Origin of the sequence: Streptomyces litchfieldiae (assembly GCF_031845365.1) — a bacterium.
GTDB lineage: Bacteria > Actinomycetota > Actinomycetes > Streptomycetales > Streptomycetaceae > Streptomyces > Streptomyces litchfieldiae.
The window spans coordinates 14,382-36,483 of record NZ_JAVREL010000036.1 but is presented as its reverse complement, the minus strand read 5'-3'; the positions used below and the strand labels follow the sequence as shown (position 1 = coordinate 36,483).

23 protein-coding genes and 1 pseudogene are annotated in these 22,102 nt (G+C 71.0%); 7 read left to right on the top strand and 17 right to left on the bottom strand.

The features are described from left to right. Window positions 1–1,023: HsdM family class I SAM-dependent methyltransferase (locus RM590_RS34510; protein WP_311708758.1), on the bottom strand; the 1,023-nt coding region annotated here is incomplete at its 3' end. A gap of 166 nt (window positions 1,024–1,189) precedes the next feature. Here RM590_RS34510 and RM590_RS34505 point away from each other — a divergent pair. Next, window positions 1,190–1,852 carry a DUF4352 domain-containing protein gene (locus RM590_RS34505; RefSeq protein ID WP_311708757.1) on the top strand — a complete coding sequence of 221 codons (663 nt, stop codon included), beginning with the start codon at window positions 1,190–1,192 and terminating at the stop codon, window positions 1,850–1,852. A 42-nt stretch (window positions 1,853–1,894) separates the two neighbouring features. Here the strand turns inward: RM590_RS34505 and mfd are convergent, their stop codons facing one another. Both mfd and RM590_RS34495 read right to left on the bottom strand, forming a co-directional pair. Then, window positions 1,895–5,446, bottom strand: a complete 3,552-nt coding sequence (mfd, locus tag RM590_RS34500; RefSeq protein ID WP_311708756.1) for a transcription-repair coupling factor — start codon at window positions 5,444–5,446, stop codon at window positions 1,895–1,897. 174 nt (window positions 5,447–5,620) lie between these two features. After that, window positions 5,621–6,106 (bottom strand): OsmC family protein, encoded by a 486-nt coding sequence (locus RM590_RS34495; RefSeq protein ID WP_311708755.1) that lies wholly within the window; start codon window positions 6,104–6,106, stop codon window positions 5,621–5,623. A gap of 194 nt (window positions 6,107–6,300) precedes the next feature. Between RM590_RS34495 and RM590_RS34490 the strand changes: the two genes are divergently transcribed. Next, on the top strand, window positions 6,301–6,963 hold the full coding sequence (locus RM590_RS34490; protein ID WP_311708761.1) for an HNH endonuclease family protein: 663 nt from the start codon (window positions 6,301–6,303) through the stop codon (window positions 6,961–6,963). 340 nt (window positions 6,964–7,303) lie between these two features. Here RM590_RS34490 and RM590_RS34485 read toward each other — a convergent pair whose 3' ends face one another. The 6 genes from RM590_RS34485 to RM590_RS34460 form a co-directional block, all read right to left on the bottom strand. Further along, window positions 7,304–7,960 carry a class I SAM-dependent DNA methyltransferase gene (locus tag RM590_RS34485; RefSeq protein WP_311708754.1) on the bottom strand — a complete coding sequence of 219 codons (657 nt, stop codon included), beginning with the start codon at window positions 7,958–7,960 and terminating at the stop codon, window positions 7,304–7,306. Between the two features lie 16 nt (window positions 7,961–7,976). Next, complete coding sequence (locus RM590_RS34480; RefSeq protein ID WP_311708753.1) at window positions 7,977–8,525, bottom strand: DUF6879 family protein; 549 nt, start codon at window positions 8,523–8,525, stop codon at window positions 7,977–7,979. Window positions 8,526–8,655: 130 nt separating this feature from the next. Further along, window positions 8,656–8,832 (bottom strand): hypothetical protein, encoded by a 177-nt coding sequence (locus RM590_RS34475; RefSeq protein WP_311708751.1) that lies wholly within the window; start codon window positions 8,830–8,832, stop codon window positions 8,656–8,658. 248 nt (window positions 8,833–9,080) lie between these two features. Beyond that, a complete protein-coding gene (locus RM590_RS34470; RefSeq protein ID WP_311708750.1) occupies window positions 9,081–9,926 on the bottom strand; it encodes a helix-turn-helix domain-containing protein in 846 nt (281 codons plus the stop codon). Between the two features lie 9 nt (window positions 9,927–9,935). Next, entirely contained in the window at window positions 9,936–10,451 is a 516-nt protein-coding gene (locus tag RM590_RS34465) for a DUF6879 family protein (protein WP_394814034.1), read from the bottom strand. Beyond that, a complete protein-coding gene (locus RM590_RS34460; RefSeq protein ID WP_311708748.1) occupies window positions 10,432–10,656 on the bottom strand; it encodes a hypothetical protein in 225 nt (74 codons plus the stop codon). The genes RM590_RS34465 and RM590_RS34460 overlap by 20 nt, the downstream gene beginning before the upstream one ends. A 289-nt stretch (window positions 10,657–10,945) precedes the next feature. Between RM590_RS34460 and RM590_RS34455 the strand changes: the two genes are divergently transcribed. The 3 genes from RM590_RS34455 to RM590_RS34445 all read left to right on the top strand — a co-directional run bounded on the left by RM590_RS34455 (window position 10,946) and on the right by RM590_RS34445 (window position 13,604). Further along, the gene (locus tag RM590_RS34455) at window positions 10,946–11,779 is read left to right on the top strand and encodes a helix-turn-helix domain-containing protein (protein WP_311708747.1); all 834 of its coding nucleotides are present in this window, start codon (window positions 10,946–10,948) and stop codon (window positions 11,777–11,779) included. Continuing rightward, complete coding sequence (locus RM590_RS34450; RefSeq protein ID WP_311708746.1) at window positions 11,776–11,976, top strand: DUF397 domain-containing protein; 201 nt, start codon at window positions 11,776–11,778, stop codon at window positions 11,974–11,976. Before RM590_RS34455 ends, RM590_RS34450 begins: the two co-directional genes overlap by 4 nt. Before the next feature lie 68 nt (window positions 11,977–12,044). Continuing rightward, on the top strand, window positions 12,045–13,604 hold the full coding sequence (locus RM590_RS34445) for an SMI1/KNR4 family protein (protein WP_311708745.1): 1,560 nt from the start codon (window positions 12,045–12,047) through the stop codon (window positions 13,602–13,604). Here RM590_RS34445 and RM590_RS34440 read toward each other — a convergent pair. From RM590_RS34440 to RM590_RS34430, 3 genes are read right to left on the bottom strand one after another with little or no spacing between them, the layout of a single operon-like run. After that, window positions 13,582–14,043 carry a hypothetical protein gene (locus RM590_RS34440; protein ID WP_311708744.1) on the bottom strand — a complete coding sequence of 154 codons (462 nt, stop codon included), beginning with the start codon at window positions 14,041–14,043 and terminating at the stop codon, window positions 13,582–13,584. The two genes, RM590_RS34445 and RM590_RS34440, sit on opposite strands and share 23 nt — an antisense overlap. After that, window positions 14,040–14,414, bottom strand: coding sequence for an SDR family NAD(P)-dependent oxidoreductase (locus tag RM590_RS34435; protein WP_311708743.1), 375 nt, complete (start codon window positions 14,412–14,414; stop codon window positions 14,040–14,042). The genes RM590_RS34440 and RM590_RS34435 overlap by 4 nt, the downstream gene beginning before the upstream one ends. Continuing rightward, window positions 14,411–15,844 carry a DHA2 family efflux MFS transporter permease subunit gene (locus RM590_RS34430; RefSeq protein ID WP_311708742.1) on the bottom strand — a complete coding sequence of 478 codons (1,434 nt, stop codon included), beginning with the start codon at window positions 15,842–15,844 and terminating at the stop codon, window positions 14,411–14,413. The genes RM590_RS34435 and RM590_RS34430 overlap by 4 nt, the downstream gene beginning before the upstream one ends. Window positions 15,845–15,961: 117 nt before the next feature. On the opposite strand from RM590_RS34430, the gene RM590_RS34425 reads away from it, so the two are divergent. Further along, a complete protein-coding gene (locus tag RM590_RS34425) occupies window positions 15,962–16,621 on the top strand; it encodes a TetR/AcrR family transcriptional regulator (protein ID WP_394814035.1) in 660 nt (219 codons plus the stop codon). On the opposite strand, the gene RM590_RS34420 is transcribed toward RM590_RS34425, so the two are convergent. From RM590_RS34420 to RM590_RS34405, 4 genes are all read right to left on the bottom strand, one after another. Then, complete coding sequence (locus RM590_RS34420) at window positions 16,618–17,430, bottom strand: hypothetical protein (RefSeq protein WP_311708740.1); 813 nt, start codon at window positions 17,428–17,430, stop codon at window positions 16,618–16,620. The genes RM590_RS34425 and RM590_RS34420 overlap by 4 nt on opposite strands. A 69-nt stretch (window positions 17,431–17,499) precedes the next feature. After that, a complete protein-coding gene (locus RM590_RS34415) occupies window positions 17,500–18,474 on the bottom strand; it encodes a C45 family peptidase (RefSeq protein WP_311708739.1) in 975 nt (324 codons plus the stop codon). Window positions 18,475–18,681: 207 nt separating this feature from the next. Next, complete coding sequence (locus tag RM590_RS34410; protein WP_311708738.1) at window positions 18,682–19,248, bottom strand: hypothetical protein; 567 nt, start codon at window positions 19,246–19,248, stop codon at window positions 18,682–18,684. Next, complete coding sequence (locus tag RM590_RS34405; RefSeq protein ID WP_311708737.1) at window positions 19,206–19,541, bottom strand: hypothetical protein; 336 nt, start codon at window positions 19,539–19,541, stop codon at window positions 19,206–19,208. Before RM590_RS34405 ends, RM590_RS34410 begins: the two co-directional genes overlap by 43 nt. A gap of 175 nt (window positions 19,542–19,716) precedes the next feature. Between RM590_RS34405 and RM590_RS36150 the strand changes: the two are divergent. Next, window positions 19,717–19,965 (top strand): annotated as a pseudogene (locus tag RM590_RS36150) (IS5/IS1182 family transposase); the annotation flags it as partial. A 28-nt stretch (window positions 19,966–19,993) separates the two neighbouring features. Here RM590_RS36150 and RM590_RS34395 read toward each other — a convergent pair. Further along, a complete protein-coding gene (locus RM590_RS34395; RefSeq protein ID WP_394814033.1) occupies window positions 19,994–22,042 on the bottom strand; it encodes a WD40 repeat domain-containing serine/threonine protein kinase in 2,049 nt (682 codons plus the stop codon). Between the last annotated feature and the right edge of the window lie 60 nt (window positions 22,043–22,102).

Genomic DNA, 22,102 nt, shown 5'->3' with positions numbered 1-22,102 from the left:
GGGGCCGGGTTTGCGGAGGATCCAGAGGTGGAGGGGGAGGCCGTGGGGGGGTGCGGCGCCGGCTGGTAGTGCGATGACGGCGCGCAGGGCGCCGCGGCGCAGGAGGGTGGCGCGGACGCGGCGGCCGGTGCGGCGGGAGGCGGCGGCGGGGGGCATGAGGAGGACGGCGGTGCCGCCGGGGCGGAGTTTGGCGAGGGAGTGCTGGACCCAGGCGAGTTCGGATTCGGTGCGGGCGGGGAGGCCGTATTCCCAGCGGGGGTCGTAGGTGAGGTGTTCGTGGCCCCAGTTGCGTTCGTTGAACGGGGGGTGGCACAGGACGGCGTCGACGGTGAGGTGGGGGAACGCGTCGGTGAGGAGGGTGTCGCCGGCTCGGGTCTGGACGGTGGCGGTGCCGCGGAGGGCGAGGCGGAGTCGGGCGAGGCGGGTGAGGGTGGAGTCGGTGTCCTGGCCGTAGAGCTCGCCGGGTGGGGTGTCGCCGGGGCCGTGGGCGGCGGCGAGGAGGGTGCCGGGGCCGCACGCGGGGTCGAGGACGGTGTCAGCGGGTCCGGCGAGGGCGGCCATGAGGGCGGCGGTTTCGGGTGGGGTGAGGGTGAGGTGGCGGGCGGCGGTGTCGAGGTGGCGGCCGAGGAGGAAGGTGTAGGCGGGGGCGGGACCGAGTTCGGTGGCGAGGCCGGCTGCGGCTTGGGCGAGGTCGTCGGCGTCGGTGGGGGTGCGGTCGCCGTGTGCGAGGAGTTGGTCGCCGGTGCGGGCGAGGGCTTCGGCGGGGCCGGCGGGGTGGGCTTCGATGAGTTGCCAGAGCCGTTCACGGAGGGGGATTTCGGCGAGTTTGCCCTGGTCGCGGAGCCAGCGTTCGATCTCGGGGAGGGAGAACGTGGGGCTGGTGTCGGTGCCGCCGATGGGGCGGGGGAAGTGGTCGTAGCGGCGGCGCCAGTTGCTGACGGCGGCTCGGCCGACTCCGGCGAGCCGGGCGATCCCGGCGGCGGTGACCTCGGTGTGCTGGCCCGGCACGTGTCTGCCTCCCATCGCTCTGGTGTGGCGTTCTTCCGACCCTACCCGGAGTCTGTGTCCACAGCCATACACATCAAGCGCTTCGTCGGCCAACACTTTGGCTGTTGACTCGATTCACAGGCTGTGCTCTGATTAACCGCGTCGGTCCACAGGGGGCCGGTTGATTGAGGGAGGGAATCCCGTGGCCAAGACCGCCGCACGCCGTTTCGCCAGACAGCGCAGGCTCGCGATAGCCGGCGTCGCCGCCGCGACGCTCGCCCTGGGCGGGCTCACCGCCTGCTCGAGCGAGGACGAGCCGGAGAGCGCGTCGACCTCGGGCGGCGCCGAGGGGGAGCAGGCCGAGGACGAGAACGCGGGGTCGGAGGAGACCACCGAGGAGACCGAGTCGAACGGGGAGACGGAGGAGACCACCGAGGAGACGGAGGAGACCGAGACCACCGGGTCCGACGACATCTTCTCCGTCGACGAGACCGCCGTCTACGACAACGGCCTGGAGATCAGCCTCTCCGCCGCCGAGCCGTACACCCCCGACGAGTACGCGATCGGCCACACCGATGGCAACGCGGCCTACACGTTCACCGTGACGCTGGAGAACACCGGGTCCGAGGCCATCGACACCACGTTCATCCTGGCCACCGCCCGGGCCGGCGAGGACGGGGTGACGGCCGAGGAGATCTACGACGACACCATGGGCAGCGGCTTCAACGGCGAGCTGCTGTCTGGCCGTTCGGCCACCGCGCAGTACGCCTTCTCGGCCCCGGCCGACGCCGCGATGCTGGAGATCCAGATCGAGCAGGCCCTGGACTTCGACTACGCCCCGGCCATCTGGGAGCTCGAGCTCTGAGGCCCACGCCCCCGCACAGCCCGCCCCGGGGGCGTAGCTGCCCTACGCCCCCGGAATCGTGGTGAGGAACTCGCCCGTCCAGGCCAGCAGTTCGCGTCCGGTCAGCGGCTTGCCGCCGATCCGGGCCGTGGTCGGGCGGGGCACCAGCACCTGGTGGGTGGCGCGCTTGACGACCGAGCCCGGGTAGACCCGGTTCAGCCGCAGCTCCTGGGACTCCCGCAGCTCCACCGGCGAGAACCGGATCCGGCTGCCCTGGAGCGTGATGTCGCCGACCCCGCAGGAGCGGGCCAGCATCCGCAGCCCCGCCACCAGCAGCAGGTTCTCCACCGGCTCGGGCAGCGGCCCGTACCGGTCGGTCAGCTCCTCGCGCACCGCGCGGATGTCGTCCTCGGTGTTCGCCGAGGCGATCGCCCGGTACGCCTGGAGCCGCAGCCGCTCCCCCGGCGCGTAGTCGTGCGGCACATGGGCGTCCACCGGCAGCTCGATCTTCACCTCCAGCAGCGACTCCTCCGGCTCCGCCGCGCCCTCGGTGAGGGCCGCCCGGTAGTCGGCGACGGCCTCGCCCACCATCCGGACATACAGGTCGAAGCCGACGCCCGCGATGTGCCCGGACTGCTCGCCGCCCAGCAGGTTGCCGGCGCCACGGATCTCCAGGTCCTTCATCGCCACATACATGCCCGCGCCCATCTCGGTGTGCTGCGCGATGGTCGCCAGCCGCTCGTGCGCGGTCTCCGTCAGCGGCTTCTCCGGCGGATACAGGAAGTAGGCGTAGCCCCGCTCCCGGCCCCGGCCCACCCGGCCGCGCAACTGGTGCAACTGGGAGAGGCCGAAGGTGTCGCCGCGCTCGACGATGAGGGTGTTCGCGTTGGAGATGTCGATGCCCGACTCCACGATCGTCGTGGAGACCAGCACGTCGAACTTCTTCTCCCAGAAGTCCACGACCACCCTCTCCAGCACGGACTCGCTCATCTGCCCGTGCGCCGTGGCGATCCGCGCCTCGGGCACGATCTGCCGCAGCCGCGATGCGACGCGGTCGATGGACTCCACCCGGTTGTGGATGTAGAAGACCTGCCCCTCGCGCAGCAGCTCGCGGCGGATGGCGGCGCCGATCTGCCGCTCCTCGTAGGCGCCGACGAACGTCAGCACCGGGTGCCGCTCCTCGGGCGGCGTGGTGATGGTGGACATCTCCCGGATCCCGGTGACGGCCATCTCCAGGGTGCGCGGGATGGGCGTGGCGGACATCGTCAGCACGTCCACGTTGGCGCGCAGCTTCTTCAACTGCTCCTTGTGCTCGACGCCGAACCGCTGCTCCTCGTCCACGATCACCAGGCCGAGGTCCTTGAACCTGACCTCCGAGGAGAACAGCCGGTGGGTGCCGATGACGACGTCCACCGAGCCGTCGCGCAGCCCCTCCAGCACCGCCCGCGCCTCGGACTCGCTCTGGAACCGCGACAGCGCCCGGACGTTCACCGGGAACTGCGCGTACCGCTCGGAGAACGTGCCGAAGTGCTGCTGGACCAGCAGCGTCGTCGGCACCAGCACCGCGACCTGCTTGCCGTCCTGCACCGCCTTGAACGCCGCGCGCACCGCGATCTCGGTCTTGCCGTAGCCGACGTCGCCGCAGATCAGCCGGTCCATCGGGACCGACTTCTCCATGTCCTCCTTGACCTCGCCGATGGTGGTGAGCTGGTCGGGCGTCTCGACGTAGGGGAACGCGTCCTCCAGCTCGCGCTGCCAGGGCGTGTCGGCGGCGAACGCGTGCCCGGGGGCCGCCATCCGCGCCGAGTACAGCTTGATCAGGTCGGCGGCGATCTCCTTGACCGCCTTCCGGGCGCGGGCCTTGGTCTTCGTCCAGTCGGCGCCGCCCAGCCGGTGCAGGGTGGGCGCCTCGCCGCCGACGTACTTGGTGACCTGGTCGAGCTGGTCGGTGGGCACGAACAGCCGGTCGCCGGGCTGGCCGCGCTTGGCCGGCGCGTACTCGACGACCAGGTACTCGCGGGTCGCGCCCTGCACGGTGCGCTGCACCATCTCGATGTACCGGCCCACGCCGTGCTGCTCGTGCACGATGTAGTCGCCGGACTCCAGCGTGAGCGGGTCCAGCGTCTTGCGGCGCCGGGCCGGCATCCGGGCGCCCTCGCGGCCCGCGGCCTTCTGGCCGGTGAGGTCGGTCTCGGTGAGCACCGCCAGCTTCAGGGCCGGCGCGAGGAAGCCGTGCTCGACCGCCCCGCAGGCGACGTGCACCAGCGACGGCTCGATGGGGCTCGTGAGCGCGGCGGCCAGCCGGGCGCCGATGCCCTCGCCGCCCAGCACCTCGGCGGTGCGGGCGGCCGGGCCGTGCGCCTCGGTGAGGTAGACCACGCGCCAGCCGTCCGCCAGCCAGCCCTTGGTGTCGGCCAGCGCCCGCGCCGTGTCGCCGCGGTAGGTCTCCGGGGCGCGCAGGCCCAGCCGCAGCGTGTCGTCCTCCGCCTCCTCCTCCGCGTCGGTGGAGAACGGCGAGACCGACCACCACAGCATCCCCAGCCGGTCGGCGCGCTCGCGGACCTCGGCCAGCGAGCGCAGCGACGCGGCGCCCACGTCGATGGGCGCCTCGCCCGTGTCGGACATGGCCGCGGCGGCCCAGGACGCCTGGAGGAACTCCTGGCTGGTGGCCACCAGATCGGCGGCCCGGCCGCGGACCCGTTCCGGGTCGCAGACCACCGTCATGCTGCCCTCGGGCAGCACGTCGAGCAGCAGCTCCATGTCGTCCACGAGAACGGGCGCCAGCGACTCCATGCCGTCCACGGCGATGCCCTCGGCGATCTTGCCCAGCAGCTCGTCCAGCTCGGGGTGGCGCCGCGCCAGCTCGGCGGCGCGCGCCCGCACCTCCTCGGTCAGCAGCAGCTCGCGGCAGGGCGGCGCCCACAGCCCCTGGTCGGCGACCTCCAGGGAACGCTGGTCGGCGACCTTGAAGTAACGGATCTCCTCGACCTCGTCGCCCCAGAACTCCACCCGCAGCGGGTGCTCCTCGGTCGGCGGGAAGACGTCCAGGATGCCGCCGCGCACCGCGAACTCGCCGCGTTTCTCGACCAGTTCGACGCGGGAGTAGGCGGCGGCGGCCAGCCGCTCGGTGATGTCGGCCAGATCGGCGCCCTGCCCGGCGCGCAGCGCCACCGGCTCCAGCTCGCCCAGCCCCGCGACCTGCGGCTGGAGCACGGACCGCACCGGCGCCACCACGACCGAGACCGGCCCGGCCGCCGGGTCGTCGGAACGCGGGTGGGCCAGCCGGCGCAGCACCGCCAGCCGGCGGCCCACGGTGTCGGCGCGCGGCGAGAGCCGTTCGTGCGGCAGCGTCTCCCAGGCCGGGAACTCCACCACGCCGTCCTCGGGCAGCAGCGAGCGCAGCGCCGCCGCCAGGTCCTCGGCCTCCCGCCCGGTGGCGGTGACGGCCAGCACCGGCCGGCCCGCGCCCCGGGCCAGCGCGGCGACGGCGAAGGGCCGGGCGGCGGGCGGGCCGACAAGGTCGACATGCCGCCGGTGACCGTCGGCGGCGGCGCCGACCGCCTCGGCGAGGGCGGGCTCTTCGATGACGGCATCGAGCAGACCGTGCAGGCTCATGTGGGTCTTTCCATCCCGGTGGCTGGCTTTCCGTGGCAACGCGAAGCGCCCGGCACGCGCCGCAGGCCGGGGGGTTCCAGGGTACGCGCAGCCGGGCGAACCGTTCGAACACGGGCGGCGCGCGCACGACCACTCACCCGGGGTAGCGGACGGACCCCGTTCGGCCCCGGCCCGTCAGCTCCCGGCGGCCGTGACCACCGGCTCGTGCCGGACGGGGAAGTTGACCGAGGAGGCGATGAAGCAGATGCGGTGCGCCTTCTCGTGCAGCGCGGTGGCCTTCTCGACCATGCCCTCCTCGGCCACCGTCACCACCGGATTGAGTACAACCTCGGTGAACGCGCCGCCGCCGTCGCCCGTTTCGCGCATCGTGCCGCGCGCGACGTCCTGGTAGCCGGTGACCACCACGCCGCTCAGCGAGCACACCGCGAGATAGCTCAGCATGTGGCACTGCGAGAGCGAGGAGACCAGCAGCTCCTCCGGGTTCCACCGCTCCGGGTCCCCGACGAACGCCGGGTCGGCGCTGCCCGGGATCAGCGTCGGCTTGCCCGGCACGGTCACCTCGTGGTCGCGCGCGTACCCCCGGTACCCGGCCGTGCCGCGCCCCGTGTCCCCGGTCCAGCGCACCGTGACCTCGTAACGGTGCTCCCTGTTCCTGGCCATTCCCGCTCCTCCCGGTCGTCCCCGCCGACGCTACCCTCCGCCCCGCCGCCGCTTGATGACGTGAGCATGCCGTCAATCTGTTACCTGGCGCATGCCGCGAAGAAACGTTCCCCCACCATCATGGCCAGCGCACGGCCACGCGGCTCTTCCCGAGCCGAACCCGCCCCCACATCAAGGGAGTTCGCGTGATCAGCATGCGCAATGCCCGCACCCGGCCCAGCATCTACGCGCGTCGACGACTGAGTGTTCTCGCCGCTCTCACCGGTCTCATATCCCTGGCAGCCCTGTTCACCGGCCCGTCGGCCCAGGCCGCCCTGCCGACCCCGGTCAGCGCCGCCACCGCCCGCTCCTACCTCGCCTCGCTGACGGTCGCCACGGAGGACCGCACGGGCTACAACCGCGATCTGTTCCCGCACTGGATCACCCAGTCCGGCACCTGCAACACCCGCGAGGTCGTGCTCCGGCGCGACGGCAGCAACGTCGTCACCGACTCGAGCTGCGCGGCGGTGAGCGGCAGTTGGTACTCCGTCTACGACGGGGCGACCTGGTACGCCGCCTCGGACGTGGACATCGACCACCTCGTCCCGCTCGCCGAGGCGTGGGACTCCGGCGCCGACTCCTGGACGACCTCCCGGCGCCAGGCGTTCGCCAACGACCTGACCCGTCCCCAGCTCATCGCCGTCACCGACAACGTGAACCAGTCCAAGGGCGACCAGGACCCGGCCCAGTGGCTGCCGTCCCGCTCGAGCTACCACTGCATCTACGCGCGTGCGTGGGTGCAGGTGAAGTACTACTACGGCCTGTCCGTGGACTCCGCCGAGAAGAGCGCGCTGAGCAGCATCCTCAACGGCTGCTGACCGGCCGCACCGCAGAGCTCCCCTCCTCCGTCGTCCGTGTCGTGCTCACACCCCGGCCGACGGCGGAGGAGGGGTCTTTTGCTCTCCGGGCCGGTGATCCCGTTCATCAACGGCCCCGGGAAGGGCGGTTGACGTTTCGTAGCAGTTGACCGGCCGTCCGCGTTCCGGAACGTGGCGCTGATCTCACCCTGGTCGCCCAGGTGGCGAGCGTTCGGATAGGACATCGCGTTCCTCCTCGTGGAGCCGCACGCCGGCGTGTTCGGAGATGCTGGCCTGTCCGGAGACGAAGACGCCGCGGCGCGCGGGAATGTGACATCGGGGGCGCGGCTCCCGGGCCCGGTCAGGCCGGGGTGCCGGCCTGCCGGCGCGCGAAGAGAATTCCGCCGAGCCTGCTCTCGGCCGAGCTGAGGGTCATCTGTGCCTCGACCGTGAAGCCGGCCTCGTCGAGCCAGGCGGCGACTCGGCCGGGCCGGCGGCGATGGACGTGGACCTTCATCGGGTGGCCGCCGTAGCCCTGGGTTATCAGCCGCGATTCGTCGCCGACGTGGAAGCCGAGCAGCAGGGGGCCACCGGGCCGCAGCACTCGCCGGAAGTGCGCGAGGACCGGGCCGATCTCGTCGTCGGGGATGTGGATCAGTGAGTACCAGGCGACCAGGCCCGCGATCGAGGCGTCGGCGAGGTCGAGGTCCGTCATGGATCCGACCTCGAACCGCAGGTCGGGGTGTTCACGCCGGGCCACCTCGATCATCGCGGGCGACAAGTCGATCCCGAAGGTGTCCACGCCCAGTTGGCTCAGGTGGGCCGTGATCCTCCCCGGCCCGCATCCCACGTCCGCGACGGGCCCCCCTCCGGCGGTCCGCACCAGGTCGGCGAACAGCGCCAACGTCGCGCGCTCGTAGGGCGTTTGATCGAGGAGATCGCGCACCGTCTCCGCGTAGCTGGTGGCGACGGTGTCGTAGGAGGTCCGGGTGTCGGCCAGCCAGCTTTCGGTGTTCATGCGCGGATACGGTAGTTCAGTGCCGGAGGGGGCGCGCCGGACTCAGGCGTCGAGTTGCTCCACGTACTCGGTGAACGGTACCGACGCGGACACCGCGAGGTGTCGCCAGGCGATGTAGGGGGGCGGGGTCGCCTTCGTGCGGCTCCCGGCTGATCTGGGTGCCGTCGGGGCGGTAGTGCATCAGCACGACCTTCGCCTCGTCGAACATCCAGAAGTCCTGATCGGGCAGTCCGGGATTCTCCCGGTCGGTCAGGTCCAGGATCCGGACGTCCTCGCCAACCCGGGCGTGGTGCCGGTAGTAGTACTCGAACTCGAAGCGCAGATAGTCGGAGAGCGGGCGCGTCACCACGTGCACCCGGCCCACATACTTGCCTTCGGCTCGCCATGTGCGAATGTCTTTTATCCAGGCGGAGTTGTGGTCGTCGGGTGACTTCTCGCCGGAGAGAAACCGCGCGAAGCTGTCCGCCTCCTGCGGCATCGTAGAGACCGGAAGAGTCTCCAGCCGCCATGCCTCCCGCTTCATCGAGTCGAAGCAGTCGTTCCACTCGTCACCAACCAAGAGCATGGAACACCTTCCTTGTGGTGGTCAGACGCGGACCCGCGATCGTGTGCTGCCCAGAAAACCCGTCCGTGCACCACGAGGGGCGGCGCACGGACGGGGTCACCGGATCACCGAGGAGTCAGAACGGCCCAGGTCACTTGCCGTCCCCGCCCTGCGGCTGTGGGTCGCGCGGTGCCTCGGGCGGCATGGGTCCGCCGTCGTGCTTCCCGCCATCCGCCGCCAGCTCGGCCGGGTGACGGAACGGGACACCGCGCCATCCCTCCGTGTCGGGCGTGCGCGTCTCATAGCTGTCGACGCTCACAGCGGTCATCCACCAACCTCCTCTTTCGCGAGGGGCCATGCCGCCGTACCGTCGGTGGCATGGCCTGTGGACCGCAAAGGCGTTCCTCTGCGGTTGGGTCACCCGTCCCGGCGCTCACCTGTCCAGGGTTTCCGTCGCCGGGGCGGGAGTCTTTTGAACTCCGGTTAATCGCCGCGCATCTCATGTCGTCCGTATAGCGACCAAGCTAAGAAGGGCAGACAGGTGGTTTCAACGAACGTGCGCGGACTTGCGCGTGCTCACCCGAGAGAGTCAATGGCGGCCGTGATCAGCGACCGTGCGGTGGCTCCGTACACAGCGATGGCGGCGAGTTCGTTGAAGGCCGTCGCGTAGTCGCGGATCTCTCGCGGCTGTGTGATCGTGAGATGCGCCGACACCAACTCGACATTGACCTGGGAATCGTCGTACATGGTGAAGGAATCGACGGGCCAGCCGGATCCGCGCCGCGCCCCCAGCGGAATGATGCCCAGGCTCACGGCGGGCAGAGACGCCACCGAGATCAGGTGACCAAACTGCCCGGACATTACTTCCGCGTCGCCAATCACCGTGCGCAGTACCCACTCTTCGACCAGGACCGAGAACCGGTGATTTCCTGATCGCAGGATGCGCTGACGTTCCATCCGAACCGCTACGGCGTCGGCCACGTCATCCGGGGTCTGCCTCAGGTCCACGATCGTGTTCAGAACGGCCGTGGTGTACGCGGCTGTCTGAAGCAGTCCGGGGATCACCCACGACTGGTACATGCGAAAGCGGTGGGTGCGCTCGAAGAGCGGCAGTACGGCCTGTTGCGTGTTCTTCAGCCCGGCCCGCTCGATCCGGCGCCACTCGACGTACATGCCCTCGATGCCTCGGGCGGTGGCGATCAGATCAGCGGTCTCGTGCTGTGCGCCGCAATGCAGTGTCCACGCCCTGATATCGGCGTCCGACGGCGGGGTCCGGCCGTGTTCGAGGCGGGAGCACTTCGACTCGTGCCAACCCGCAAGGGCGGCCAGCGCCCGCGCTGTCAGACCGGAGTCCTTCCGGATCTCGCGCAGACGCCGGCCGAGGGCCTGCCTGGCCTCTTGGACGCTGGATGACGACGGCATGGGTGGTTCTCAGGCGGGCCGGTACTCCTCATGCGGCGTCGCCCGCTCCCAGACCGCCTCGAACGCCGCTGCGCACAGCTTGATGACGGACGGTTCGGTGATGATCTCCTCGCCGGTGAACTGCCCGTCTCCACCGAAGTGGTTGACCATGACGGCGGTGTCGTCGAGCAGCCAGAAGTCGTTGCCGGGAAGCGCAAGGTCCGTGGCACGACGGCGCGGGAGCCAGCGAACCCGTTCACCCGCAGCGACATTCGTGAACGTCACGTCGTACTCGAACTGCACGTAGTCGCTGAGCGGCTCGGAGACGACACGAGCCCGGCGCACATCCACACCACGGGCTGCGGTCTCCTGTATGAGGCTCAGCCAGGGACGCCACCAGGAGTCCCGGTCGGCGGGATCGTCCCGGTGCCCCTCCTGCCAGGCCAGGAACATGGGATCGTCGCGCATGTATCCGTCCCGCAGCTCCAAGTGGACGGCGGACCGCTCACACCGCCGCAGGAGATCCTCAAGTGTCGGGTCCGCCACCGCTCACCTCCGGGAAGAACTGCATCATGCGCTTCGGGAACTCGATCACGGTCTCGTGGTCGGGGATCTCCATCTGTGCCAGGCGCTCGGAGTCCGTGACGCGCCAGCCTTGAAGAATGTAGTTCCCGGTCTCGTCGTCCAGGTACACGGTCGGGGATTTGCCGTCCGGGCTCTCCGGGTCCTTGCCCAGCCGGTGCAGGGTCATGAGTCCTCCGCTGACTCGGGGTGACGATCAACATGGTCGAGCTTGCGCTTGCTCACTCCGGCACACCAGCGACTTGCACGAACTTCTACGTCAACGGATGCCTGCCCCGGATCACGCGCCCCCTCGGACATCCGAAAGCCCCCTACCCGCATCGACGCAGCCAACCGGCGTCCGTCCCCCTTCCGTGTCGTTGCGTGACGAACCGCTCACGGCAGGGGTGTGCGAGGCGCTAACGTGACTGGTCTTGTGTCTTGCGCAACAGCGCCTGAATGGAGGGGAGTCCGAGCCCGTGGTCAACAAGAAGCCGCTGGATCCGGGGGAGTCACCGGCCGCGTTCTGCGGGGCGCGCATGCGCGCCACTCGGGAGGAGGCGGGCCTGACCCTGGAGGTTCTGGGCCAGCGGGTGTTCACCGGCTCGGGCTACCTCGCCCAGATCGAACGCGCCGAGCGGAAGCTTCAGCCCGAGCTGGGCCGCCTGCTGGACCGGGAGTTCGGCACCGGCACGTTCTTCCATGACTTGGCGAGGGCGATCAAGCGGGCCTCGCGGCACGCGGAGTACTTCGCGGACACGGCGGAGCTGGAGAAGCTGGCCGATTCCGTCCTTGACTACTCGCCCGTGCTCGTTCCGGGCATGATGCAGACCGAGGCGTACGCACGGGCGATCATCGAGGCGGCGAACCCGTACCGCTCAGCGGACAGGGTGAATGAGCTGGTCAGCGCGCGCATGGAGCGCGCCAACCGGTTCCGGGAAGCGGGCAAACCGCAGTACTGGTCCGTTCTGCCCGAGGCGGTCATCCGTTCCTGCTTCGGCGGCCCGGCCGCCATGAACGAGCAACTGCTGCACCTTGCCACGGCGGCACGGGAGAAGCGGGCCGTGATCCAGATCTTCCCGCTCGCCTCCGTGGTCGCGCCCCCGGTAACGCAACTGATGAAGATCATGACCTTTTCCGACGCGCCCCCGGTGGTTTACTCCGAAACCGAGCACACGGGGCAGCTCATCGATGATCCAGCGATGGTCGCCCGCTACCGCGCCTCCTACGATTGGCTCAGGGCCACCGCACTACCGCCGCGGGCGTCCCTCGATCTGATCGAATCGGTGGCGAAGGACCTCAACGTTTCATGACCAAGCGCAACTTGAGCACCGCCACCTGGCGCACGTCCAGCTACACCAACGGCAACGGCGGCGACTGCGTCGAGGTCGCGGACGGCATCCCCGGCCTGGTCCCCGTCCGCGACACCAAGAACCGCACCGGTCCGGCGCTCCTCATCCCCGCCGCCGCGTGGGCGCCGTTCATCAGCTCGCTCAAGGAAAGCGGCTGACCCGACGGACCGTTGTCAGTGGCCGCTGCCATGATGACTCCCAGTGACCGACAGGACGGGAGCGGGACATGGTCGAGCGGGCCGCGCGGCGGATCGTTGAGAAAATTGTCGCCAGCGCGCCGGCGGGCTGGACGCGGGCCGTGCTGGCCAGCACCGCCGGGCGGGGTGGGGTCTCCGTGTCCGGTGTCTATGACGTCCCGGGTGCGTCCCTGTGGGGTCACTCGGTGCCCAGCCCGTTCGGGGAGCTGACCGCGCTTGCGGAGGCGGTGCGGGAGGTCCGGGGGTGGGAGCGCACCAGTCTTGAATTCGTGTGCCGGCCGTCCGGGGAGTACGAGTTGGTGGCGTTCACCGACGCCGTCACCAGTCTGCGCGGGCGGGGTGGTGGTTTCCAGGTCGTTCTGGATCCTGACTCCCGGCTGCCCGAGCCCGGGGCCGGGGAGCCGGAGGGCTCCGCGGGCCCGGCGGGGGATCCGGAGCTGGCGGTGGCGCGGTTCCGGGAGTACCTGACGCGGCGTGCCGCGATCCTGGGGCGGCCGGAGGAGTTGCCGCCGCCCGTGTCGGCCGCCGCGCTGAAGGTGGCGGAGCGGCGGGTCGGCCGGGCGCTGCCCGCCGATCTGCGGGCGCTGTACGCGATCGCCGACGGCGATGGCATCGGCTTCGAGCACCGCTATCTGTTCGGGGGCAACGGCTGGCTGGCGCTGGAGGATCTGGTGGCCATCCACGCCGATCAGCGACAACCGGTCTGGTCCGGCTGGGAGTTGGGCTGGCAGTCGGTCGTCTTCGACGCCGACCCGCCCGACACGGTCCGGCGCCGCGGCGGGCACCCGGCCTGGCTGCCCTTCGCCACCGGTGAGGACGGGAACTACCTGGCGGTGGATCTGTCCCCGGCGCGGAACGGCCGCCCGGGGCAGGTCATTCGCATCGGCCGGGACTACGACCGCGGTCCGGCCTATGTCGCCGACTCGGTGACCTCGCTCCTCGGCCGCTATCTGGAGCTGCTGGAGCGGGGAGCCTACGAGGAGTACGACGACCACATCTCGCTGCTGGAGCCCGCCGAACGCCTCGGTCCGGAGCGGATCGTCGGGGAGATGCCCGGCGAGATACCGCCGGGCCTGCAGGCCATTCACCTCAACGACGTGGCGAGCCCGGTCGATCTGGGTCCGCTCGTCGCCGCCCCGCGCCTGCGGCTGCTGCACCTCAACCGCTGCGCCACCGCGGACCTGGCGCCGGTGCGCGCGCTGCCCGTCGAGTCGCTGCGGGTCACCGTGGACGGCGGCGATCTGGCGCCGCTCGCGGGCCACCCTCACCTCACCTCGCTGGATCTGGGGACGACCGCCCCGATCGGCATAGCCCCGCTCCGCACCGTTCCCCGTCTGCGCGGCCTGGACCTCTCCCGGGCCGAGGTGCGGGACCTGCGGGTCCTGGCGGACCTGCCCGATCTGCGCTACCTCTCTCTCACCGCGCGGCAGTGGGGCGCCCTGCTGGACGAGGGCAAGGCACCGCCCGCCCTGGCCGCTGTCCGGCTGGCCGACGACGACGCCCCGCTCGGCGAGGCGCTAGCCTGGGCGGCCCGTCTCGGCCTGGACACCGGGGACGCGCTGAGGGTCACGGGCGCTCTGTCGGTCTGACGGCGGGTGCCAGCAGGTCCTCGGTCAGCGTCTCCAGGCGGCGGGCCGCCGAGGCGTCGAAGCCGGTGGCCGGTGTGATGGCGATCCGCCTGGTCTCCACGAACGCGCTGAGCGGTTCGGCCGGAGGGTCGTCAAGCGTCGCGGCGATCCGTGCGGCGGCCACCGAGGCCGGTTTGCCGTGGCGTTTGAGCGTGGCGACGTGCGCCGCGCTGGTCTCGTCGTAGTCGCCGACGAGGCCGGTGGCGGTGGCGCCGGGGTGCCACAGGACGTAGCGGATGGGCCGCGTTTCCCGGCGTTCGGCGAAGGAGAGGCCGAGCAGGTCGTTGAGCTTGCCTGCCTGGAACATTGCCGTCTGGCCGTCGTAGGAGCGGGTCAGTCCGAGGTCGTCCCAGTGGATCAGGGAGAGGGGGGCGCCGGGGCCGGCGACGTTGGCGATCACGGGCGGGGGGCGCGGCGCAGTTGGCCGGCCAGGCCGTGGCTGAACAGGTGGCGACTGAGGTAGAAGAGCGCGAGGTTCTCCTCCAGGCCCTCGGCCGTCTCGGTGCGGCGCCAGCGGTAGTGGCGGGCGCACAGCACCAGCGCGTCCACGACGGGGAACTGGGCGGCGAGGTGGTCGAGGACGCGGCGGTTCTCGGCGAGGAGGGCGAGGTCGGCGGGGATGAAGTGGGCGCGGCCGGGCGCGTCGGGGAGCGTGGCGGCCTTGGCGGGGTCGCGGCCGATGACGACCACGGTGTCGCCGCGCGTCAGGTGGGTGCGGGCCAGTTCGCGGCCGATGCCGTCGGTGCCGCCCGTGATCACCAGGGTCTTCACGAGGCCGCTCCCCGCGTGGCCGGGTGGGCGGGGTCGGGCTCCGGGGACAGCGGTCGGCCCGGGAGGAGGCGGGTGGCGGCGAGGACGATCAGGAGGGCGCAGACCACCCACCAGTAGACGCCGCGGAAGCCGGCCGTTGGGTCGTCGGCGGTCTCCATGATGAGTGCGACGACGGCGACGGCGAACGAGGCGCCGAGCTGGTTGAGCATGTAGAGCGCGGAGCTGCCCTGCGGCACCGATGATGCGGGCAGGGTCCGGTAGAGCGAGCCCATGGTGGGCGCGCCGATGGTGCCGAGGCCGATGCCGATGACCAACGAGCCGAGAACGGGCCAGAGTTCGTGGGAGTCGGGGCCGACCCGGGTGAGGGCGAGCGCGCCGAGGGCGGCCAGCAGGGCGCCGGCCCCGGCGAGGCCCCGGGCGCCGATGCGGTCGGAGAGGCGGCCGGCCAGCGGCATGGCGGCGGCGGAGCCGAGGCCGAACGGGGCGAGCAGCAGGCCGGCTTCGAGCACGCCGTGGCCGTGGGCGGTCTGGTAGTGGAGCGGGAGGACGAAGAGGCTGGAGAAGGTGCCGATGCCGACGAGCGCCATGACGGTGACGCTGGCGGTGAAGCCGCGGCTGGTGAACAGCCGCAGGTCGATGGGGGGCGGCGCGTCGCCGGGGCGCAGCGCGCGGCGGACGTAGCCGGTCAGCAGCGCGGCGCCGGCGGCCAGTGGACCGAGCACCTGCCAGGTGGCGAACTCGGCGCGTTCGGCGGCCTGGGAGAGCGCGAGGACCATGAGCGCGAACGCGGGGGCGAGCAGCGCGAGTCCGGCGAGGTCGGGCCGGGGCGCGTTCTCCGCGGGTGGCGGGTCGTGCGGGACGAGGCGCAGGGAGAGGGCGAACGCGAGGGCGCCGATCGGCAGGTTGATGAAGAACATCCAGCGCCAGTCGAGGTGTTCGATGAGTACGCCGCCGACGATGGGGCCGAGCACCGGGCCGAGGGAGAGGACGACGCCCATCAGGCCCATGACGCGTCCGGCGCGGGCGGGGCCGGCGGCGCGGGCCAGCAGCGTCAGCATGATCGGGTCGACGAGTCCGGCGCCGAAGCCCTGGACGACGCGGAACGCTATGAGGCTGCCGGCGTCCCAGGCGAGGCCGGAGGCGAGTGAGCCCAGCAGGAACACGCCGAGGCCGAGCAGCCACATGCGCCGGGCGCCGAACCGTTCGACGGCCCAGGCGGCGAGCGGGATGGCGACGGTGACGGCCAGCAGGTAGCCGGTGGCCACCCAGCCGATGGTGCTCAGCGAGGCGTCGAACTCGCCGCCGAGGGTGTCGAGTCCGACGGCGACCATCGTGCCGTCGAGCAGCCCCATGATCCCGCCGAGCAGGACCACGCCGATGAGCCGCAGCAGGGCGGGATCGAGGCGGTCGGTGGCCTGTGCATGCGTCATGGACATCTCCGGTTTGAACTTACTGGTTCAGTTGGATGGCCGCATTAGTAAGGCATAGACGCGAAGGTTCGTGCAACTGAACCTGCAAGTTCATTCCGGGCTCGGAGATGGAGTACGATCGCCGACGTGAGCGGAGCGAGCGGGGCCACGCGCGGGCGCATCGACAAGCGGCAGGCGATCCTGGACGCGGCGTTCCGGGTCTTCGCCCGCGAGGGCTTCGCCAAGGCGTGTGTGCAGGCCATCGCGACGGAGGCGGGCGTCGCCAAGCCCACCGTGTACAACCACCTGACCGACAAGGCGACGCTGTTCCGGCACGCGATGGCGGCGGCGACGGAGGCCGCGACGGCCGAGAGCCTGGCCGCGGTGGAACGGCTGCTGGACCGCGACCCGGCGGACGGCGGCGTGCGGGCGGTGCTGGAGGACGTCGGCCACCGCATGCTGGTCTGCTACTGCGCCGAGGATTCCCGGGCGGTGCGGCGGCTGCTCTACGCCGAGGTGGGCCGGTTCCCCGACCTGCTGGACATCGTGCTGGGGCGCGGCCCGAGCCGGGTCGGCGAGATCCTGGCCGACCGGCTGGCCCGGCTCATGCTGGCGGGCCGCCTGCGCACGGCCGATCCGGCGGCGGCGGGCGAGCAGTTCGTCGCGCTGCTCACCGGCCCGATGGAGGCCCGTTCCCGCTTCGGCACCCGGCAGGTCCCCGACGACGAGCTGCGCGCCGTGGCCGCGGCGGCGGCGGAGACGTTCCTGCGGGCGTACGGCCTCGCAGCGACCGATTAATCCCGCATGGCGGCGGTGAGCCACTCGTAGCAGTACGGGTTCTTGATCGCCTGGTCGTGCGTCATGAACGGCGAGCCCTCGCCGGGGGTCGGCGGAATGAACTGGTTGTCGTCCCAGCCCGGATGGCCCTGGAGTCGCAGCACGGTGTGGGCCCGTTCATGAATGAGCGTGATCACGAGGTTGGGCCGGTCCATGTAGAAGTGGTTCGGCGAGATGTGCACCAGCGGATCGGTGGTGCCGATCACCCACGCCTGGAGCGGCCCGGTGTAATCGGGCTCGAAGACGAAGGTTGGATCGCTGTCGAAGCCGGCGGAGCGCAGGGTCTTGAATTCGGCGACCAGGTTCGCGTAATTGAATGCCTGGACCGGGAGATCCGGAACATCGGGGTCGATCACGTTGATCTTGAAGATGTTCTTGACCAGTTGCCGGGTTTTCGTAAGAACCGCCGTGGGGTGGATGGGGTTCTCCGTCAGCCGGTGGATGACTCGGTCCAACTGGGCGCGGGCCGTCGCGCTGTCGTTGCGCAGAATGGTCAACTGGGCGGGGGTGAAGGTCCGTTCGATCCGGTCGACGTGGTAGAGGGGAGCCCAGGGGCCGGCGGTTCCCACCTGGACGAACGACTGGCCGCCGGCGACGGGCAGCGACACCCACAGGGTGCGCGAACCGTCGAAGAGGGTGATCCAGTCGGCGGTCCTGATCTGCTCGACGAACCCGACGACGCGGACTCCGTTCTGGTACTCCTCCCAGCCCGCGCCGGTGTTCCTGAATTCGCCATTCCACTGGGGAATTCTGTACATATAGCGTTCCATGGGGCCTCCGCTCGTTTTTGATGCTAACGCCAGAATTTCCGGCGCGCGCGGCGAGCGGAGGCAGGCGCGTCAACCGTCCAGCGCGCCGTAAGTGATCTTGCGGGAGCCGGGGTCGAAGGCCTTGAAGGACTGCTCCCAGGCGTCCTGGGCGGGCCAGTGGTAGGTCACCCGGCCCTCGGCGGGACGGTAGGCGGCGGTGTACATGGTGCCGTACCCCGTCTCCTCGTCGTACTCGTGGAGCGGCGGGCGCAGCAGGGCGGCCACGATCGCGTCGGGGTCGCCGCTCTCGCCGGCCGCGCGGACGGTCTCCAGGCGCCGGTAGGTACTGCTCGTGCGGGCCTGCTCCTCCGGGAGGGGCAGGTGCTGGTGATTGGTGGCACAGGCGTCGGCGGCGCGGGTGGGCGCGATGTCGGGGCCGAGGTGAACGGTGACGGCCTCGTCCCGGTCCACGACGGTGACGTTCTGCGCGGTGGCGATGGGCACCCGGCCCAGCACCGCCAGCGCCTGGAGGACGGTCTCGCAGGTCTCCAGCACGTAGCGCAGCACCACGGGTATGCCGAAGCCCGGGCCGTGCACCGGCCGCCCGCCGTAGGTGAGCGAGATGGCGAGCCCCGCGTCGTTCATGCCGTCGAGCAGGCCCCACAGCCCCTCGGCGGTCCCGATCACCGGGCGCAGCAGGGTGGAGGAGACGATGGTGCGCTCGGCCTCCCCCAGGTCCCAGTCGTAGTTGCGCAGCAGGGTCCCGGCCACGCCGCCGATCTGGCTGCACGCGCGGAACGGGTTGCGCAGGCCGACCTCCGCGAGCAGCGCCGTCAGGCCGGGCTGCCCCTCCCCCTGCGACACGAGCAGGTCCAGCACCGGCAGCAACTCCGGCAGGTGCTCGGCGAACTGCTCGCGCGCGGCGGCGTCGCCCGCCGGGGTGCGCACCTCGTCCGGCACCCAGCGGTCGAGTTCCTCGGGCACCCGGGCCAGCAGCGGGGCGGTCCAGCTCCCGTCCCGTGCGTCGCCGACCTCGATGGCGTGGAAAGTGATGTGCCGAGTCACGGCCGTGTCCCCTCTCGCGGGTGGGCCCTCCGGGCCCAACTGGCAGCGACCGTAGCCTAATTCCCGCAAACTTCGCATGAGGGACCTGAACCCCCGGACGAGTGGTTGCGCGTCAGGAGGGTGTCCGACTCGGTCGTCACAACCCGATGCTGGACACCCTCATGCACGACTGAGAAGCCCGCTTTCGGAGCTACTCGTCCAGCGCCGTCACGGTCTGTCCCGCGGCCGGACTCCTCGGTCGGGGGACAGATCGCGGGCGAGATGCGCGCGACGCAGACCGTGCATGCGGAGGTGACGCAGATCCCGGCGGGTGTCGTACATGAGCTGCCAGTGGAAGTAGTTCACCTGCTCCACCACCGCGAACAGGGCGAACCCGAGCCCTGGCCAGCTCTCCCGCCCGGGCCGCTCGGCCACCGCCCACGCGGTGATCAGCACCCCCACCGCCAGCAGCGGAACATTGAGCACCCGGGCCGCGACGAAGGCGGTGGCCCCCGGTAGACGCCCGCCGGGGGCCGCGATCAGACGGAGCTTGGCCAGCCAGTACACGGCCCCCTGAACGAGCAGCAGGGAGAACAGGCCGAAGCCCACCGCGTTCGCCGCCGTCATCGGCAGACCGAAGCCGATCCCCCCGATGCCGCCGAACCAGATCGCGGCCTGGAGCGCGATGTTGAGCAGTTCCAGCGCGGCGAGCGAGCGTAGCCGTCGCCGGACCCAGGCCCGGGAGCGATGACTCACACCCCGGTCGGGGCCATCGAGTCCGCGAGTCTGTGACATGGCCGTGAGTTCCTTGGAGTCGTGGACCTGAGCGGTTCCTGGGCGACGAGCGCGTCAGGACAGGGAACGCAGCGCCGGGCGCGGTGCTCCTCGCCGTCCTCCGTGGCCAGGGCATGGGCCGCGATCAGCCGCAACGCCTGGTCGCGGTCCCAGTCGAGGGCCGCGGCCCACATCGCCTCGGCCTTGGGCGGCAGGTCTAGGTCCAGGTCGTCGGTGAGCAGCGCCTGGCAGCGAGGAGCCCCTGGCAGGAACAGGTCTGCGAAGAACAGGTTCCGGGTACCGAGAGGCTTCACGCGTTGATCAGTATCACCCACACCGGCGTGCTCGATGTCAGCCGGGCCACTGCTGAGGCCCTCGCGAAGCTGCTGCTCGAAACACCGCGAGCGGCTCGGGACCCGCAAGGGCGCCCGCGCTCTGCGCCGTTCAAACAGGGCGTGTTGATCCTGCGCTGGTTCCTGGACGGTACCCGGCTACCAGAACGCCGGGGCCGGCCTCCGCCACCCGCGCAAAAACCCAAGGGCGGCGAACCCACCGACGACGCCAAGGCGTTCACCTCCGTCATCCGAGGCGTCCACGGCGTGGCCGGACGCGCCAACGCCCTGCTCAAGGTGACCTTCAAGGCTCCGCGCAGGGTCAGCCTCGACCTCAAGGCGATCACCCGGATCACCCGCGCCCGCCCTCGTCCTGCTCCAGATGGAACACGGCCGCACCAGCTGAACGAAGATCACGATCCACAGCTGGAGTACTAGAGCGATCGCAGAGTCAGCGTCCTGCCTGCCGCGGCAACGAATCCGCCGTCCGGGCTGACGGCGACGCAGTTGATCCGCCCTGTGTCGGCGGTGTCGCGGAGCACGGCGGTGCGGCTGCGGTTCCCGGTGTCCCACAGTGTCACCGTGCCGTCCCCGGAGCCGCTCGCCAGTATGGAATCCGGTCCGAAGGCGATGCAGGTGGCGCCGGAACCGGCCTCGGCCAGGGTGGCCGTCACGGTCCAGGTCGCGGCGTCCCAGAGCCTGAGCAGTCCGTCACGGCGGAGAACAGCCAGTTGCCCCCCGTCAGGGCTGAACGCGAGACCGTACAGGTCGGTGTTGGCCCGGGCGAGGGTGGTGATCTTCGTGCGGGACGCCACCTCCCAAAGCTGGATCTGTCCGCCGCTGGTGCCGGCCCAGGGGTTGGCGTTGCCCGTGGCGAGAGCCAGTACGTCACCGGACGGGCTGAACGCGACGGCCAGGGTCCACTCGTCCGCCTCCGTCACCAGTCTTTCGTGGCTTCCGTCGGCGACGTTCCACAGGATGGCGTCCGCGCCGTTGTAAGAGCTGGCCAGCGTGCCGCCGTCGGGGCTGAAAGCCAGGCAGCCCTCGGCGCCTTCCCACCGAGTGCCGTCGGTGTCGAGGAAGGGGAACGTCGTCCTGGCCGAGCCACTGGACACGTCGTGCAGGCCGACCGTGCCGTCCCCGTTGAGCACCGCGACAAAGGCACCGTCCGGGCTGAAGGCCACCGCCTGCGAGTCCCGGAACGCGGGGTTGTGGGAGACGACCTCCGAGATCGGGATCGCCCACGGGTTGACGGCCTCATGCGTGAAGGTTCCGGTCTGCTCGCCGGTGGCCGTCTCCCACAACCTGACCTTGCCGACCTCTCCGGCACTCGCCAGGCGACTGCCGGAGGCACTGAACGCCACCGACCTCACGGCGCGGTCGGTGGTGTCGAGTAGAACGGTGGCCTGCCCGGCGTCCGAGGAACCTGTCCCATTCCCGCGTCGGTCCGGCCCGTCGCGGAGCAGCACGGCGGCCGGCACCGCGGCGACGGCCGCGAGCCCCAGTCCTCCGAGTACCAGCCCGCGGCGGGCCGGTCGACGCCGGGACGCGCGGTCCGGCATTTCGGTCTGGATGGGCTGGTTCGCCCGGGTGAACGGGGCCGTCGGAGCCGGGCCTTCCCCGGCCACAGCGGCCAGCATCGCGTCCAGCCGCTCGGCGGAGGGCCGTGCCGCCGGGTCAGGGAGGAGAAGTTGGGTCAGCACGGGCGCCAGGGCGCCTGCCCGCGCAGGCGACGGGACCGTGTCCGCAAGGACGGCCGCCATGGTGGCCAGCGCGGTCGGCCGGCGCATCGGGTTGTGGCCCTCGACGCAGACGTAGAGCATGACGCCCAGCGACCACAGGTCCGAGGCCGGATCATCGTCCGTACCCCGGATGCGTTCGGGGGCGAGGTACTCGGGCGTGCCGATGAGTTCGCCGGTCGCGGTCAGCGGCACGGACCGGGCGGCCGAGTCCACCGCACCGGTCCGCTGGAGAGCGGCGATACCGAAGTCGGTGAGCACCGCGCCGCGGTCCGGATGCAGCAGCACGTTGGCGGGCTTCACGTCACGGTGGAGAATTCCGGCGGCGTGCGCGGCGCGCAGCGCGGACAGCACCTGGCGCCCGATGCCGGCGGCCTCCCGCGGCTCCAGCGGCCCCCCATCGCGCAGCCGCTCCGCCAGACTGCCACCCGGCACGAACTCCATCACGAGCCAGGGATAGGAATCCTCACCTTCGTCCACCACATGGTGGATCGTGACCACGCGGCGGTGGCTGAGCCGCGCCAGCGCACGGGCCTCGCGCAGCACCCGCTCGCGCAGGACCCGGGAGGCCGCCGCGCCCTCGCGAGCAACCTCCGGGGAGAGAGGCCTGACCTGCTTGACCGCGACCTCGCGGTCAAGCACCAGATCACGGGCCCGCCACACCATGCCCATCCCACCCGCGCCCAGCCGCTCCATCAGCTCGAAGCGCCCGTCCACGACCCGTCCGCCGTCGCCACTGCTCACGCTCGGAGCGTATGTGATCGCCCGTCCCCGGGGCACCTCCCCGGCCACATTGCCAAGGGG